This window comes from Streptomyces sp. NPDC101194 (assembly GCF_044767885.1).
Lineage (GTDB): Bacteria > Actinomycetota > Actinomycetes > Streptomycetales > Streptomycetaceae > Streptomyces.
Genome location: NZ_JBIWOS010000001.1, coordinates 1,011,455 through 1,027,898 on the forward strand (window position 1 = coordinate 1,011,455; position 16,444 = coordinate 1,027,898).

A 16,444-nucleotide genomic window follows, 5' to 3' on the forward strand; every position below is an offset into this window, starting at 1 on the left:
GTTGCGAGCCCGAGTCCCCGTCACGCGGTGGCCTCGGCCGCGGGCCGGGCACGAGGACGTCCCCGACCGCCGGACGGGCTCGTGGGCCGAGCCCGTCCGGCGGTCGGGGACGGAGCGGCGGCCGGGCGTCCCCGGCCGCCTTCGCGTGTCAGAGCCCGTAGCGCTCCCGGGCCTCCTTGACCGCGGACGCGGTCACCTCGCCGCGGCGGGCCAGCTGGGCCAGGGCCGCGACCGTGATCGACTGGGCGTCGACGCCGAAGTGGCGGCGGGACGCTTCGCGGGTGTCGGAGAGGCCGAAGCCGTCCGTGCCGAGCGAGGACCAGTCCTGCTCCACCCACTGGCTGATCTGGTCCGGGACCTGGCGCATCCAGTCGCTGACCGCGAGGACCGGTCCCGGCGCACCCTCCAGCGCCCGGGTCACGTACGGCACCCGCTGCTCGCCGCGGAGCAGCGCCTCGTCGCACTCCAGCGCCTCGCGACGCAGCTCGCCCCACGAGGTGGCGGACCAGACATCGGCCGTGACACCCCAGTCCGCGGCCAGCAGCTCCTGCGCCTCCAGGGCCCAGTGGATCGCCGTACCGGAGGCCAGCAGCTGGACGCGCGGCGCCTCCGCCGCCGTGGGCGTGCCCTCCTTGAAGCGGTAGAGGCCCTTGACGATGCCCTCTTCGACGCCTTCCGGCATCGCGGGCTGCGGCTTCGGCTCGTTGTAGACCGTCAGGTAGTAGAAGACGTTCTCGGCCTCGGGGCCGTACATCCGGCGCAGACCGTCCTTGACGATCACCGCGATCTCGTACGCGAACGCCGGGTCGTAGTTGAGCGCGGCCGGGTTCGTCGAGGCGATCAGGTGGGAGTGACCGTCCGCGTGCTGCAGGCCCTCGCCCGTCAGCGTCGTACGGCCCGCGGTGGCGCCGACCACGAAGCCGCGGCCGAGCTGGTCGCCGAGCTGCCAGAACTGGTCGCCCGTGCGCTGCCAGCCGAACATCGAGTAGAAGATGTAGAAGGGGATCATCGGCTCGCCGTGCGTCGCGTACGACGTGGACGCGGCGATGAAGTCGGCCATCGCGCCGGCCTCGGTGATGCCCTCGTTGAGGACCTGGCCGTCCTTGGCTTCCTTGTAGTACATCAGCTGGTCGCGGTCGACCGGGTCGTAGGTCTGTCCCAGCGGCGAGTAGATGCCGGCCGACGGGAACAGCGCCTCCATGCCGAAGGTGCGCGCCTCGTCGGGGACGATCGGAACCCAGCGCCTGCCGGTCTCCTTGTCCCGCATCAGGTCCTTGGCCAGGCGTACGAACGCCATCGTGGTGGCCAGCTCCTGCTTGCCGGAGCCCTTCTTCAGCGCCGCGAACGCGCGCTCGTCGGGCTCGGGCAGCGCCACCGCGTGGACCCGGCGGGCCGGGGCGGGACCGCCGAGGGCGGCACGGCGCTCCTGGAGGTAGCGGACCTCGGGGGAGTCCGCGCCCGGGTGGCCGTACGGCACCAGGCCGTCGTCGAGCTTCGAGTCCGGGATCGGCAGGTCCAGCAGGTCCCGCATGGCGCGGAACTCCTTGCCGGAGAGCTTCTTCATCTGGTGGTTGGCGTTGCGCGACTCGAAGCCGGGGCCGAGCGTGTAGCCCTTCACCGTCTGGGCGAGGATCACGGTCGGCGCGCCCTTGTGCTCGACGGCCGCCTTGTACGCCGCGTACACCTTGCGGGCCTCGTGGCCGCCGCGCGAGGTGTGGAAGCACTCGGCGATCTTCGCGTCGGTGAGCAGCTTCGCCAGCTCGGCGAGCGCGGGCTCGGCGCCGAAGAAGTGCTCGCGGATGTACGCGACGTCGCGGGTGGCGTACGTCTGGAACTGCGCGTCCGGGACCTCCCGGAGCCGGCGGACCAGCGCACCGGTGGTGTCCAGCTGGAACAGCTCGTCCCAGGCGGTGCCCCAGAGCGTCTTGACGACGTTCCAGCCGGCACCGCGGAACGCGCCCTCCAGCTCCTGGACCACGCGGAAGTTGGCGCGGACCGGGCCGTCGAGTCGCTGCAGGTTGCAGTTGATGACGAAGGTCAGGTTGTCGAGCCGCTCGCGCGCCGCGAGGGCGAGGGCCGCCGTCGACTCGGGCTCGTCCATCTCGCCGTCGCCGAGGAAGGCCCAGACGTGCGAGTTCGACGTGTCCTTGATGTTGCGGTTGGCCAGGTAGCGGTTGAAGCGCGCCTGGTAGATCGCCGAGAGCGGGCCGAGGCCCATCGACACGGTGGGGAACTCCCACAGCCAGGGCAGCCGCCGCGGGTGCGGGTAGGACGGCAGGCCGTCGCCGCCCGCCTCCTGGCGGAAGTTGTCGAGCTGCTGCTCGCTGAGCCGGCCGTCGAGGAAGGCGCGGGCGTAGATGCCGGGGGAGGCGTGGCCCTGGATGTAGAGCTGGTCGCCGGAGCCGTCCCCCTCCTTGCCGCGGAAGAAGTGGTTGAAGCCGGTCTCGTACAGCCAGGCCGCCGAGGCGAAGGTGGCGATGTGGCCGCCGACGCCGAGCCGGGAGCCGCGGGTGACCATCGCGGCCGCGTTCCAGCGGTTCCAGGCGGTGATCCGGGACTCCATCTCCAGGTCGCCGTCGAACGCGGGCTCGGCGGCGGTCGGGATGGAGTTGACGTAATCGGTCTCCAGCAGCTTGGGCAGCGCGAGACCGGCGCCCTCGGCGTGCTGGAGCGAGCGACGCATCAGGTATGCGGCGCGGTGCGGGCCCGCGGCCTTGGTGACGGCATCCAGGGAGGCCGCCCATTCGGCGGTCTCCTCGGGGTCGCGGTCCGGGAGCTGGTCGAGCTCGCTCGGAAGCTTTCCTACGGGGTCGGTCATGATCGCCGCCTTCCGGAGTGGAGGGGGGTGGAGAAAGGCCCTGACTGGCAGGACAGGGCGATGGGGCCGGTGGGCCCGCGGACTGAACTGTAAGCCGTCGATCGATGATCGATCAAAGGATGAACGGCAAAACTTCTCGATATGAAGAAAAGTGGCATTCGGTGCCGCGGGACGGGGCACGGAGTGACGGGATTTTGCTGGCAAAAGGGGCGCTCACCTGCACGGGCGAGCAACCCTCTCGACAGATGCGTCGGCCCTTCGACCGTGCCCCTCAGGCGCGCGGCGCACAGCCGAGCACATGCGCCTTGACCAGTACTCCGATGTCCGGATCCTTGCGCAGGAACGCCTCGATGAGCGCCTCGTGCTCCTCCGCGTACGACTTCTGCACGGTACCCAGCCACCGGATCGACAGGGCGGTGAACACCTCGATGCCCAGCCCCTCCCAGGTGTGCAGCAGCACGGCGTTCCCGGCGGCCCGCACCATCTCGCGGTGGAATCCCACGGTGTGCCGGACCTGGGCCTCGCCGTCGGCCAGCCGGTCCGCCTCGTAGAGCGCCGCCACGTGCGGTGCGAGGCGCGAGCAGTCCTCGCCGAGGGCCGGAGCCGCCAGCTCCGCCGCGATCTGCTCCAGGCCGGCCCGTACCGGGTAGCTCTCCTCCAGGTCGGCCGCCGTGAGATTGCGGACCCGTACGCCCTTGTTGGGCGCCGACTCGATCAGCCGGAGCGTCTCCAGCTCCCGCAGGGCCTCGCGCACGGGCGTCTGGCTGACCTCCAGCTCGGTGGCGATCCGGCGCTCCACGATCCGCTCACCGGGCTTCCAGCGCCCGCTGACGATCCCGTCCACGATGTGCTCGCGGATCTGTTCGCGCAGCGAGTGGACGACGGGCGGGGTCATGAGGGGCTCCTTCGGGGCAAACCGGTGCTGTCCGCACCATCACGGCTGCCGGGGCGACCGGTGGTGTCTAGACAATACGGCGGCGCCCCCGTCCGGAAGTGTTCCGGACGGGGGCGCCACTGGTGAGGCTGGTTACAGCCGTGGTGTTCAGAGGCCGAGCTCGACCTCGAACTCACCGGCCTCCAGGATCGCCTTGACCGCGGTCAGGTAGCGGGCGGCGTCGGCGCCGTCCACCAGACGGTGGTCGTAGGAGAGCGAGAGGTACGTCATGTCGCGGACACCGATGACGGTGCCCTCGGCGGTCTCGATGACGGCCGGACGCTTGACGGTGGCACCGATGCCCAGGATGGCCGCCTGGTTCGGCGGCACGATGACCGTGTCGAACAGGGCACCGCGCGAACCGGTGTTGCTGATGGTGAAGGTGGCACCGGACATGTCGTCCGGCGTCAGGCCGCCACCGCGGGCCTTGCCGGCCAGCTCGGCGGTCTTCTTCGAGATGCCGGCGATGTTCAGGTCGCCCGCACCCTTGATGACCGGAGTCATCAGACCCTTCTCGGCGTCCACGGCGATGCCGATGTTCTCCGAGTCGAAGTACGTGATGGTGCCTTCGTCCTCGTTGATCCGGGCGTTGATGACCGGGTGGGCCTTCAGCGCCTGGGCGGCGGCCTTGACGTAGAACGGCATCGGCGAGAGCTTGACGCCCTCACGGGCCGCGAAGGCGTCCTTCGCCTGGTTGCGCAGCTTCATCAGCTTGGTGACGTCGACCTCGACGACCGAGGTCAGCTGGGCCTGCGAGTGCAGCGCCTTCATCATGTTGTCGCCGATGACCTTGCGCATGCGGGTCATCTTGACCGTCTGACCGCGCAGCGGGGACACCTCCAGCTTCGGCGCCTTGCCGGCTGCCGGGGCAGCCGTGGCGGCCGGAGCCGGAGCCGGAGCAGCGGCGGCCTTGGCGGCCTCCGCGGCGGCGACGACGTCCTGCTTGCGGATACGGCCACCGACGCCGGTGCCCTTGACCGCGCCCAGGTCGACGCCGCTCTCGGCGGCGAGCTTGCGGACCAGCGGCGTGACGTACGCGCCGTCGTCACCGGAGGTCGCGGCCGGAGCGGCCGGGGCGACCGGAGCCGGGGCGGCGACGGGCGCCGGAGCGGCCGGGGCCACCGGAGCCGGAGCGGCGACCGGGGCGGCGGGCGCCACCGGGGCCGGAGCCGGAGCCGGAGCGGGGGCGGCCGGAGCCGGTGCCGGAGCGGCCGGAGCCGGGGCGGCGGCGGGTGCCGGTGCGGCCGGTGCCGGGGCGGCCGCCGGAGCGGCACCCGGGGCACCGATGACGGCGAGCTTCGCGCCGACCTCGGCGGTCTCGTCCTCGGCGACGACGATCTCCAGCAGCACACCGGAAACCGGGGCCGGGATCTCGGTGTCGACCTTGTCCGTGGAGACCTCCAGGAGGGGCTCGTCCTCCGTGACCTCCTCGCCGACCTCCTTCAGCCAGCGGGTGACGGTGCCCTCGGTGACGCTCTCGCCGAGCGCCGGAAGGGTGACGTCGGTACCGGCGGCGCCACCGGCCGGTGCGGCGGCGGCCGGTGCGGCGGCCACGGGGGCCGGGGCTGCGGGAGCCTCGGCGGCGGGGGCCGGGGCCGGGACGGCGGCGGGCTCGGCGGCCGGAGCCGCGGCGGCAGCCGGCGCGCCCGTGCCGTCGTCGATGACGGCCAGCTCGGCGCCGACCTCGACGGTCTCGTCCTCGGCGACCTTGATGGCGGAGAGGATGCCGGACGCCGGGGCCGGGATCTCGGTGTCGACCTTGTCGGTCGAAACCTCGAGCAGCGGCTCGTCGGCCTCGACGCGCTCGCCCTCGGCCTTCAGCCAGCGGGTGACAGTGCCCTCGGTGACGCTCTCGCCGAGCGCCGGAAGGGTTACGGAAACCGACATGGTTTCAGTTGCTCCTTACGAAAGTGCGGAAGTAGGTCGGTCGTCGCGCCCGGTCGACTGAATCAGTCGTGGGAGTGCAGCGGCTTGCCGGCGAGGGCCAGGTGGGCCTCGCCCATCGCCTCGTTCTGCGTCGGGTGGGCGTGGATGAGCTGCGCGACCTCGGCGGGCAGCGCCTCCCAGTTGTAGATCAGCTGGGCTTCGCCGACCTGCTCGCCCATACGGTCACCGACCATGTGGACGCCTACCACGGCACCGTCCTTGACCTGGACGAGCTTGATCTCGCCCGCGGTCTTGAGGATCTTGCTCTTGCCGTTGCCCGCGAGGTTGTACTTCAGAGCGACGACCTTGTCCGCGCCGTAGAGCTCCTTGGCCTTGGCCTCGGTGATGCCGACGGAGGCGACCTCGGGGTGGCAGTACGTCACCCGCGGGACACCGTCGTAGTCGATCGGAACGGTCTTCAGACCGGCCAGCCGCTCCGCCACCAGGATGCCCTCGGCGAAGCCGACGTGCGCGAGCTGGAGCGTCGGGGCCAGGTCGCCCACGGCCGAGATGGTGGGCACGTTGGTCTGCATGTACTCGTCGACGAGGACGTAGCCGCGGTCCATCGCGACGCCGGCCTCCTCGTAGCCCAGGCCCTGCGAGACCGGGCCGCGGCCGATGGCGACCAGCAGCACCTCGGCCTCGAAGGTCTTGCCGTCGGCGAGGGTCACGCGGACGCCGTCCTGCGTGTACTCGGCGCTCTGGAAGAACGTACCGAGGTTGAACTTGATGCCGCGCTTGCGGAAGGCGCGCTCAAGAAGCTTCGAGCTGTTCTCGTCCTCGACCGGGACGAGGTGCTTCAGACCCTCGATGATCGTGACATCGGTGCCGAAGGACGTCCACGCCGAGGCGAACTCGACGCCGATGACGCCGCCGCCCAGCACGATGGCGGACTTCGGGACGCGGTCCAGCTTCAGCGCGTGGTCCGAGGAGATGATGCGGTTGCCGTCGATCTCCAGGCCCGGCAGCGACTTCGGCACGGAGCCGGTCGCGAGCAGCACGTGGCGGCCCTGGACGCGCTGGCCGTTCACATCCACCGAGGTGGGGGAGGAGAGCCGTCCCTCACCCTCGATGTAGGTGACCTTGCGCGAGGCGATGAGACCCTGCAGACCCTTGTACAGGCCCGAGATCACGTCGTCCTTGTACTTGTGCACGGCCTCGATGTCGATGCCCTCGAAGGTGGCCTTGACACCGAACTGGTCGGCCTCGCGCGCCTGGTCGGCGATCTCGCCGGCGTGCAGCAGGGCCTTCGTGGGGATGCAGCCGTTGTGCAGGCAGGTGCCGCCGACCTTGCCCTTCTCGATCAGAGCGACGTCCAGGCCCAGCTGCGCTCCGCGCAGGGCCGCGGCGTAACCGCCGCTACCACCGCCGAGGATCACTAGGTCGAAAACGGTGCTGGCGTCGTTCGCCACGTCACGTCCTCCATGCATGTGCGCCGTACGCCGGGCCCCGTCGCTGGGGGATGACCGGCCGGTCGGCTGGTGTTCGGCCGCTTTTGTTATTCGGCCCTGTGGTGGGGGCCCTGTCCTGCCGAGAACCCATCTTCGCACTTGTTGACGGTGGGCGGGACGCGGGGCCCGGGTCTGAGACGGATGATCAACCGTCTCGGGTGGTTACCGCTGCGTAGAGACATTTGGATTTCGTTGAGAGCGAAACCTGCCGGATCCGTGCAGCGATGCCGACCGGAGAACACGTACGGCCCCGGACGTATGCCCGGGGCCGTAGGTCGCTGCTGCCTCAGCCGAGGTCGCCGGCAGCCGTGCGCTCGGCCAGCTTCACCAGCGTGCGGACGGCGGAACCGGTGCCGCCCTTCGGCGTGTAGCCGTACGGCGCGCCCTCGTGGAAGGCCGGGCCCGCGATGTCCAGGTGCGCCCAGGCGATGCCCTCGCCCACGAACTCCTTCAGGAACAGACCGGCGACCAGGCCGCCGCCCATCCGCTCGCCCATGTTGGCGATGTCGGCGGTCGGGGAGTCCATGCCCTTGCGCAGGTCGGCGGGGAGCGGCATCGGCCAGGAGGCCTCGCCGACCTCCTCGGCGATCTCGTGGATGGAGGTACGGAAGGCGTCGTCGTTCGCCATGATGCCGAAGGTGCGGTTGCCCAGCGCCAGCACCATGGCGCCGGTCAGGGTCGCCACGTCGACGATCGCGTCCGGGTTCTCCTCCGAGGCGCGGGTCAGCGCGTCGGCGAGGACGAGCCGGCCCTCGGCGTCCGTGTTCAGCACCTCGACGGTCTTGCCGCTGTACATGCGCAGCACGTCACCGGGGCGGGTGGCGTTGCCCGACGGCATGTTCTCGGCCAGTGCCAGCCAGCCGGTGACATTGACCTGGAGGCCCAGACGGGCGGCCGCGACGACGCTCGCGAACACGGCGGCGGCGCCGCTCATGTCGCACTTCATCGTCTCGTTGTGACCGGCCGGCTTCAGCGAGATGCCGCCCGAGTCGTAGGTGATGCCCTTGCCGACCAGGGCCAGGGTCTTCTCCGCCTTCGGGTGCGTGTAGGCGAGCTTCACCAGGCGCGGGCCGTGGGTCGAGCCCTGGCCGACGCCCAGCAGACCGCCGAAGCCGCCCTTGACGAGCGCCTTCTCGTCGAGGACCTGCACCTTGATGCCGTGCTCCTTGCCCGCGGCGGTGGCCACGGCGGCGAAGGACTCGGGGTACAGGTCGTTCGGCGGGGTGTTGATCAGGTCGCGGGCGCGGTTGATCTCCTCGACGACCGCGACGGCACGCTCGGCGGCCGCCTTGAACGCCTTGTCACGCGGCTTGGTGCCGAGCAGGGCGACCTCGCCGAGCGGCAGCTTCGCGCCGTTGCCGTTCTTCTTGCCCTTGGGCGCCAGCTTGTTCTCGCCGCCCTGGTACGCGGTGAAGGCGTACGCACCGAGGAGCGCGCCCTCGGCGATCGCCTCGGCGTCCTCGGCGGACGCGACGGGCAGCGCGAAGCCGGCCTTCTTCGAGCCGCTCAGGGCACGGGCGGCCGAACCCGCGGCCCGGCGCAGTGCCTCGGCGTCGTACGCCGCGTCCTTCTCCGGGACGGAGCCGAGGCCGGCCGCGATGACGACCGGGACCTTGAGGCCGTCGGGCGCGGGGAGCTTGGTCACCTCGCCCTCGGCACCCGCGGCGCCCAGGGCCTCCAGGACGGTGGCGAGCTTTCCGCCGAACGCCTTGTCCACGGCCTCGGCACCCGGCGCGAGGACCAGGTTCCCAGACTTGGACCCAGCGCCCTTGGCGACGCCGACGACGAGTGCGTCGGCGCGCAGCGTCGCCGCACCGGCAGTGCTGAGAGTGAGAGCAGTCACGGTGGTGAAATCTCGCTTCCGTTGAGTTCGTTGTCGGTCGAGGGGTGGGTCGACCGTGCCCGGCGCATCGTAGACGCCGCCGCAATGTGCCGGGAATGAGCCTACGCGCGCCTTTGCTGCGGGATCACGGCGGCGGGCCGTCCGCGGCCCGTCGTGGCGCCGCGGCCGGGACCGCGGGCGGCGGGAGCGGGGGCCGTGCGGCACGAACGCGCCGTGGAAGTAGGGTCGTTGTCGGTGAGACCGACCCATGGGGGGAGAACCATGCGCGCCCATGGGGCTGCACGCGTGACACGACCGGGACCGGCGTTGCCGGTCGCCGTGCCGATTCTGCTGGCTGTGCTGGTCCTGCTGACCGGCTGCACCTCGGCGCCGGAGAGCGGCGCGAAGGACCACTGGCGGCCGAAGGCCGGCATCGGCTGGCAGTGGCAGCTCTCCGGCCGGCTGGACCCCACCGTGGACGTCCCGGTGTACGACATCGACGGCTTCGAGCACAAGGCCTCGGCCGTCTCCGACCTGCACCGCCGGGGCCGCAAGGTGATCTGCTACCTCTCCACCGGTGCCTGGGAGGAATTCCGCCCGGACGCCGGGAAGTTCCCCGCCTCGGTCCGGGGCAAGGGCAACGGATGGGAGGGGGAGCGCTGGCTCGACATCCGCCGCACGGACGTCCTGGAGCCGCTGATGGAGGAACGGATCGCGATGTGCGCGAAGAAGGGCTTCGACGCGGTGGAGCCCGACAACATGGACGGTTACCGCAACCGCACGGGTTTCCCGCTGACCGCCGCCGACCAGCTGCGCTACAACCGGCTCATCGCGCGCATCGCACACCGCCACGGACTCGCCGTCGGCCTGAAGAACGACCTCGGCCAGATCCCGGAGCTGGAGCCGGACTTCGACTTCGCGGTCAACGAACAGTGCGCGCAGTACGACGAGTGCGAGGCGCTCACCCCGTTCGTGAAGGCGGACAAGGCCGTCTTCCACGTGGAGTACGAGCTGCCGGTCTCCCGGTTCTGCGCCGGGTCGAAGCGGCTGGGGCTCAGCTCACTGCTCAAGAAGTACGAGCTCGGAGCCTGGCGCCAGGAATGCCCGGGGGCCCGTGCCTGAGGACCGTCCCGGAGCGGGGGCGGACAGGTCCCGGCCGGTCGTCCGGGCCGGGCCCCGACCGACGACGACGCGGCGGGGCGCGGCACCGGGCCGCGCGAGCCCGGCCTGATCCGGACGGGAGGCCCTAACCGAGGGCCAGCATCACCAGGGCCGCCGTCGCCGCCGTCTCCGCCAGGGCGCCGAAGACATCGCCGGTCACGCCGCCGAAGCGCCGCACGCAGTGGCGCAGCAGGAGTTGGGCGACACCGAGGGCGACCAGCGCGGCGAGGGCGTGGTGCGGTGCTCCGTACCCGCCGAGCAGCGCGCCCGCCCCCGCGCAGGCCACGACCACGACTGCGCCGACCGCTACTGCGTCCCGGAGCGTGACCGTGCCCGCCACCGCCGCGCCCAGTCCCTCCGGACGGGCCGCCGGCACGCCCTGGCGGGAAGCCAGCGTGAGCGCCAGCCGGGCGGTGACCGCCGCGACGACCGCCGCCACCGCTCCCCGCGCCCAGCCCTGCCCGTACAGCTGGTCGAGGACCGCGACCTGGGCCAGCAGCACGAACAGCAGGGTGATCACACCGAACGGCCCGATGTCCGACCGCTTCATGATCCGCAGGGCGTCGTCGGCGGGTCTGCCGCTGCCCAGGCCGTCCGCGGTGTCCGCGAGGCCGTCCAGGTGCAGCCCCCGGGTCAGCACGGCCGGTACGGCGACGGACGCTGCCGCGGCGAGCGGCGGGCCGGAGCCGAGCAGCAGCAACAGGCCGCCGGGCACCGCCGCGAGCAGCCCCACGACGAGGCCGGCCAGCGGCGCGCACAGCATCCCGGCGCGGGCGGTTCCGCGGTCCCAGCGGGTGACGCGGACGGGGAGCACGGTCAGGGTGCCGAAGGCGAAACGCAGGCCATGGCTGTTCAGGGAGGTCACGGCGCGCAGGCTAATCGCTGCGACAGGTCGATAGATTGGACAGAACGCGACAGATCGTGACGGAAGCGTCCTATCGGGAGTGGGTGGCATGGGTCACTGGTTCGATCGCAACATCGTCGAGCCGGGGAAGCTGCCGCTGCTCCTCGCCCTGGCCGCCTTTGTGCTCACCTTCGTCGTCACCCGGTTCATCACCCGGATGATCAGGGCTGGGAGGGGGCCGTTCCGCAACATCACGCCCGGCGGAGTGCACATCCATCACGTGGTGCCCGGGGTGGTGCTCAGCGTCGTCGGCGGTTTCGGGGCGGTCGCCAGTGGACGCCACGGCGTCACCGCGGGGGTGTGCGCGGTGATCTTCGGCATGGGCGCGGGTCTGGTGCTGGACGAGTTCGCCCTGATCCTCCACCTCGACGACGTGTACTGGACCGAGGAGGGCCGCCGGAGCGTGGAGGTCGTGGTCCTCACGGCGGCGCTGGTGCTGCTGGTCCTGGCCGGATTCTCGCCGTTCGGCGTGAACGAGCTGAGCGCCGAGGAGCAGCAGAGCAGGCTCGGGGTCGTCCTGACCCTGGCCGTCAACTTCTGTTTCGTGCTGATCTCCCTGTTCAAGGGCAAGGCGCGGCTCGCGGTCATCGGCACCCTCGTTCCGTTCGTCGCGCTGATCGGGGCGATCCGGCTGGCCCGGCCGACCTCGATGTGGGCGAGGCGCTTCTACCGAAAGCGCCATCGCAGCCGTGCGCGAGCGGTGCTGCGCGCGTACCACCACGATGCGCGCTGGGCGGGCCCGAGCCGCAGATTTCAGGACCTGATCGGCGGCGCACCGGACCGGTCCCCGGCCCCGGGCCCCAAGCCCTGAGTCCGGCGGCGCTGAAGCCGGCGCCGGTCCCGGCGGACCGTGGCGGCGCACAGCACGAGCACCGCGGCGATCGCGGCGAGGTGCTCCTTGCCCGCCAGATTGTTCTTGAAGATCATCTCGGCCACCATCGCCGCGATCACCAGTGCCCCGGTGAACCAGGCCCGGTAGACGTGACATACGTAGACGGCCAGCCCGACCACCGCCGCCGACGGGCCGGTGTCGACGACCTTGGCATCCGTCGCGGGCAGCCCGAACAGCCCTTCGGGATCGATCGAGACACCGATCCGCGCGTACATCGTCCCGGCCAGTGTCGCGACGTACGCGATCAGCAGGGTGCGCCATCGGCCCAGACAGATCTCTGCGGTCCCGAACACCACCAGGATCTGCACCAGCGCCCCCCACACCGGCAGGTCCAGTGCCGGGACGAACAGCGACAGCGGGGTGCGCAGCAGGGCCGCCCACAGCGGGTCCTCGGCCCGCACCGCCCCGAGGTCGTGCACCGGCCCGTACCCCCAGGACTGGTTCTGCACCATCTGGACCAGCGCCGTCAGGCAGACGGCCGCGAGCGTCATCGGGATCGCCTGCAACCGGGAGGTGGCGAGTGCGTCACGTACGGTCGAGAACAGCGGGCCCCACTCGTGGAGGGCCGCCCTGCGCAGGGCGCGCACCGGTCTCATCCACGGGTCCCGAGATGCGAGCGGTGCAGCCACTTGGGCAGTCCGGGTGCTTCCAGGAACCCTTCGGCCCGGCCCGCAGCGAGGCCGATGCGCAGCAGGTCCGAGCTCTTCTCGAAGAGCATGAAGCGCGGCTCCCAGATCGGCCGGTACTTGGCGTTGGCGCGGTAGAGCGACTCGATCTGCCACCAGCGCGAGAAGAAGCTGAGCATGGAGCGCCACAGCCTCAGCACCGGTCCGGCGCCGAGCCGTGAACCCCGCTCGAAGACGGACCGGAACATCGCGAAGTTCAGCGAGACCTGGGTGATCCCGATCTTCTCTGCGCGCTGAAGGAGTTCGATGACCATGAACTCCATCAGGCCGTTCTCGGCGTCCCGGTCACGGCGCATCAGGTCCAGCGAGAGGCCGTTCGGTCCCCACGGCACAAAGCTCAGCACCGCGCGCAACTCGCCCGGACCGCCACCCTCCTCGCTGGGCGCGTCGCGGCATTCGAGCATGACGCACTGCCCGTCCGCCGGATCGCCCAGCCGGCCCAGCGCCATCGAGAAACCGCGCTCGGTCGCCCCGTCGCGCCAGTCGTCGGCGCGCCGCACCAGTTCGGCCATCTCGTCGGCGGGGATCTCGGCGTGCCGGCGGACGGTCACGTCGTACCCGGCGCGTCTGACCCGGTTGTAGGCCTGGCGGACGGTCCTCATCGCGCGTCCCTCGAGGGTGAACTCGGCGGTCTCCACGATCGCCTCGTCGCCCAGTTCCAGGGCGTCGAGGCCGTGCCGCGCGTAGACGGTGCCGCCCTCCTCGCTCACCCCCATCGCGGCCGGGATCCAGCCGTGCTCGCGGGCCTCGGCCAACCACGGCTCGATCGCTCCGGGCCACGCCTCCGGGTCTCCGATGGGATCGCCGGAGGCCAGCGAGACCCCACCGACCACGCGGTAGGCGACGGCGGCCTTCCCGGTGGGCGACCAGATGACGCTCTTCTCCCGGCGCAGCGCGAAGTACCCGAGCGAGTCCCGCTCGCCGTGCTTGTCGAGCAGTACGCGCAGCCGGGCCTCGTCCTCGGAGGTGATCGGGTCGACGGCCCGGCGGGCCCGGAACGCCGCGTACACGACGGCGATCAGCAGCAGGGTGGAGAGGATGTTGATGCTGACGTTGACCCAGCCGGGCGTGGTGATCCCGGGGTAGTTGGTGTCGTTGTCGGTGATCGAGACCAGCCGCAGGGTGCCGTAGCGCCAGCGGTCCAGGAAGGTCGAACGGTATTCGTCGTGCGCGGTGTTGGTGAGGGTCACCAGGCCCGCGGCGATCAGCGAGGTGACCAGGAGTCCGCCGCCCGCGACGATCGCGGCCAGCCGGGGGTTGGACCGGTCGCCCTTCGCGTAGAACTCACGCCGCCCGAGGACCAGGGCCAGCACGAAGACGGCGGTCAGCACCAGCGAGATCCAGTTCTGCGGATACTGCCGCACCTCCGGGAACGGGATCACCAGGACGAAGAGCAGCAGCAGAAGACTGCTCACCACCATGTTCACGATCCAGGCGGCCCGCTTGCGGCGGCGCATGGTGATCGCGAGGAAGAGCGCGACCACCCCGGAGGAGAAGCCCGCGGTGAGCAGGTACGGGGTGAAGTAGTTCGCGGTGTTGTGGCGGCGCAGGTCGTTCCCGAGCGTGACCCAGACGGCGCTCAGGAAATTGATGAACGACACGACGCGCAGGTACCAGATGGTGAACGCGGCACTGCGGCGTGACCGGACGGTGCTCCGTGCCCGGGGGCTGCCCCGCCCGGAAACCTCGGTGGACAATCGGACCTCTCCCATGAAAAGCGATCATATGTTGCATCACGCACCATGAGGGAACTGTGCTGCGGTCGATTGTTCGGCGACCGCAGCTCTGCCGGGTCCGTCAGCCGTCGGTCGCGTCGTGGTCGGTTCCGCTTCCGTCGGCCTCTTCGCCGGCACCGTCCTTCTCATCGGCGACGGGTGCGCGCTCGGGCAGCTCCGCCGCCAGTGCGGCCGCGGCCCGAACAAGCGGAAGTGCGAGCAATGCCCCACTTCCTTCCCCCACCATGACGCCGTGGTCCAGCAAGGGGTTGAGTGCCATCCGGTCCAGGGCCTTGGACTGCGCCGGGTCTCCGCTCGCCTGGCCCGCCAACCACCAGTCCGGTGCCCGGAACGCCGCCCGCTGACCCACCAGCGCACAGGCCGCGGAGACCACCCCGTCCAGAATCACCGGCAGCCTGCGCACCGCGCACTGCAGCAGGAACCCGGTCGTGGCCGCCAGATCCGCACCGCCCACCGTGGCCAGCAGCTCCAGCTGATCACCGAGGACCGGCCGGGCCCGCCGCAGCGCGTCCCGGATCGCCGCGCACTTGCGCATCCACGCCAGATCGTCGATGCCCGCACCCCCGCGCCCGGTGACCACCGAGGCGTCCGTGCCGCACAGCGCCGCGATCAGCGTGGCCGCGGCCGTCGTACCGCCGACGCTCAGATCGCCGAGCACCACCAGGTCCGTGCCCGAGTCGGCCTCCTCGTCGGCGATCGTCATGCCCAGGCGCACCGCCTGCTCGGCCTCCTCGGCCGTCAGCGCGTCCTCGATGTCGATCCGGCCGCTGCCGCGCCGCACCCGGTGACGGACCACCGGCTCGGGCAGCAGCTCCGGGTCGCAGTCCAGACCGGCGTCGACGATCCGCACCGGTACGGAGAACTGCCGGGCCAGCACGGCGAGCGGGGTGGAACCCTCCAGCGTGGCCCGCACCAGCTCGTACGCGGTCCCGGCGGGGCGCCCGGAGACACCCAGCTCGGCCACCTTGTGGTCGCCGGCGAAGAGCACCACGCGCGGCTGCTCGATCGCCCTGACCGGTACGGACTGCTGGGCGGCGGAGAGCCATTCGCCCAGCTCGTCCAGGCGGCCGAGGGCGCCCGGAGGAACGGCCAGGCGCTCCCGGCGTTCCTCGGCGTCGCGCCGTACGCCGCCGTCGGGGCGTTCGATCAGGTCGGAGAAGTCGTCCAGATTCACGGGGGTCTGCCTCGCGGGTCGATGCGTCCAATGGGCCGGTCGGTGAGCCCGGCGGCGGGCTCACTGCGGAACAGTACCCGTCACCTTTCTGACGCCCGGTCAGTGCGGGGTTCCGCCTCCGAACCGCAGCTGCGTCATCGCGGGGGTCAGGGTCCGCAGCCCCGGCAACAGCGACTGGAGCCGGATCAGTTCGCCCATCGCGCCCCGCCCCCGCGGCAGCCGCAGCGCCCGCACCTCGGTGATCGCCGGATGCGCGCCGCGCAGCTTGTGCCGCTCGCCGGGGTTCATCGCCCAGCGCATCGGCGGAACGGTCATCCGGCCGACCTTCGAGGCACCGGTCACCGTGCCCCTGGCCAGCCAGCGCGCCATCGTGTCCAGGACCAGGACGCCGCCGGGCAGGCGTTCGGCGCAGCCCGCCAGGATCCTCCGTACCTCGGGGGGAGGCAGATACATCAGCAGCCCCTGCGTCATCACGACGACCCCGCGGCCCACCGGGTCCTCGATCTCGTCCAGCCAGGACAGATCGGTCGCCGACCGGGCCAGGGTGCGCAGCCGGTCGGAGGCGGGCAGCAGCGCCCGGCGCAGCTCGGCGACCTCGGGCAGCTCCACGCTCAGCCAGTTCAGCCGGTTGTTGTCGACCCGCCAGAAGCCGGTCTCCAGTCCGTCGCCGAGCGCGACCACCGTGGCCTCTGGCCGCTCGGCGAGATAGTTCTGCACGGCCAGGTCGAAACACCGGGAACGCAGCCCCTGGGCCTGGGAGTGGAACGCGTTCGGCCGCCCGAACCGCTCCTCGAAGGGGTAGTCCAGATCCTCCAGCAGCCGCAGGGCCATCGGATCGTCCAGCACCGGGTAGCGCTGCCCCGCCTCGTACGCCCGGTTGTACAGCGTCCACAACAGGGTCTCGGGAACCCCGTTCAGCATCGGTCGTACGCCTGCCATG

At 71.2% G+C, this 16,444-nt stretch carries 12 protein-coding genes; 2 read left to right on the top strand and 10 right to left on the bottom strand.

Annotation, left to right across the window (positions count from 1 at the left end; genetic code table 11):
• Positions 1-148: 148 nt before the first annotated feature.
• The 5 genes from aceE to ACIRP2_RS04440 all read right to left on the bottom strand — a co-directional run bounded on the left by aceE (position 149) and on the right by ACIRP2_RS04440 (position 8,972).
• Positions 149-2,818: a pyruvate dehydrogenase (acetyl-transferring), homodimeric type gene (gene aceE, locus ACIRP2_RS04420; protein ID WP_404246422.1), complete on the bottom strand. Its 2,670-nt coding sequence runs from the start codon at positions 2,816-2,818 to the stop codon at positions 149-151.
• Positions 2,819-3,089: 271 nt separating this feature from the next.
• Complete coding sequence (locus ACIRP2_RS04425) at positions 3,090-3,713, bottom strand: GntR family transcriptional regulator (protein WP_351083259.1); 624 nt, start codon at positions 3,711-3,713, stop codon at positions 3,090-3,092.
• Positions 3,714-3,860: 147 nt separating this feature from the next.
• Positions 3,861-5,639 carry a 2-oxoglutarate dehydrogenase, E2 component, dihydrolipoamide succinyltransferase gene (gene sucB, locus ACIRP2_RS04430; RefSeq protein ID WP_404246424.1) on the bottom strand — a complete coding sequence of 593 codons (1,779 nt, stop codon included), beginning with the start codon at positions 5,637-5,639 and terminating at the stop codon, positions 3,861-3,863.
• Positions 5,640-5,701: 62 nt separating this feature from the next.
• Positions 5,702-7,090, bottom strand: coding sequence for a dihydrolipoyl dehydrogenase (gene lpdA, locus ACIRP2_RS04435; protein WP_093893552.1), 1,389 nt, complete (start codon positions 7,088-7,090; stop codon positions 5,702-5,704).
• Positions 7,091-7,415: 325 nt separating this feature from the next.
• Positions 7,416-8,972 carry a leucyl aminopeptidase gene (locus ACIRP2_RS04440; protein ID WP_404246426.1) on the bottom strand — a complete coding sequence of 519 codons (1,557 nt, stop codon included), beginning with the start codon at positions 8,970-8,972 and terminating at the stop codon, positions 7,416-7,418.
• Positions 8,973-9,233: 261 nt separating this feature from the next.
• On the opposite strand from ACIRP2_RS04440, the gene ACIRP2_RS04445 reads away from it, so the two are divergent.
• Complete coding sequence (locus tag ACIRP2_RS04445; protein ID WP_404246428.1) at positions 9,234-10,073, top strand: endo alpha-1,4 polygalactosaminidase; 840 nt, start codon at positions 9,234-9,236, stop codon at positions 10,071-10,073.
• A gap of 124 nt (positions 10,074-10,197) precedes the next feature.
• Here the strand turns inward: ACIRP2_RS04445 and ACIRP2_RS04450 are convergent, their stop codons facing one another.
• Positions 10,198-10,977, bottom strand: coding sequence for an adenosylcobinamide-GDP ribazoletransferase (locus tag ACIRP2_RS04450; RefSeq protein ID WP_404246430.1), 780 nt, complete (start codon positions 10,975-10,977; stop codon positions 10,198-10,200).
• Between the two features lie 88 nt (positions 10,978-11,065).
• Between ACIRP2_RS04450 and ACIRP2_RS04455 the strand changes: the two genes are divergently transcribed.
• Positions 11,066-11,827 (top strand): hypothetical protein, encoded by a 762-nt coding sequence (locus ACIRP2_RS04455; protein ID WP_404246432.1) that lies wholly within the window; start codon positions 11,066-11,068, stop codon positions 11,825-11,827.
• Here ACIRP2_RS04455 and ACIRP2_RS04460 read toward each other — a convergent pair.
• The 4 genes from ACIRP2_RS04460 to ACIRP2_RS04475 form a co-directional block, all read right to left on the bottom strand.
• The gene (locus ACIRP2_RS04460; protein ID WP_404246435.1) at positions 11,770-12,504 is read right to left on the bottom strand and encodes a hypothetical protein; all 735 of its coding nucleotides are present in this window, start codon (positions 12,502-12,504) and stop codon (positions 11,770-11,772) included. The genes ACIRP2_RS04455 and ACIRP2_RS04460 overlap by 58 nt on opposite strands.
• Positions 12,501-14,306 (bottom strand): phosphatidylglycerol lysyltransferase domain-containing protein, encoded by a 1,806-nt coding sequence (locus ACIRP2_RS04465; protein WP_404246437.1) that lies wholly within the window; start codon positions 14,304-14,306, stop codon positions 12,501-12,503. The genes ACIRP2_RS04460 and ACIRP2_RS04465 overlap by 4 nt, the downstream gene beginning before the upstream one ends.
• An 85-nt stretch (positions 14,307-14,391) precedes the next feature.
• On the bottom strand, positions 14,392-15,504 hold the full coding sequence (gene cobT / locus ACIRP2_RS04470; protein WP_404246440.1) for a nicotinate-nucleotide--dimethylbenzimidazole phosphoribosyltransferase: 1,113 nt from the start codon (positions 15,502-15,504) through the stop codon (positions 14,392-14,394).
• A gap of 99 nt (positions 15,505-15,603) precedes the next feature.
• The gene (locus ACIRP2_RS04475) at positions 15,604-16,443 is read right to left on the bottom strand and encodes a class I SAM-dependent methyltransferase (protein WP_404246442.1); all 840 of its coding nucleotides are present in this window, start codon (positions 16,441-16,443) and stop codon (positions 15,604-15,606) included.
• Between the last annotated feature and the right edge of the window lies 1 nt (position 16,444).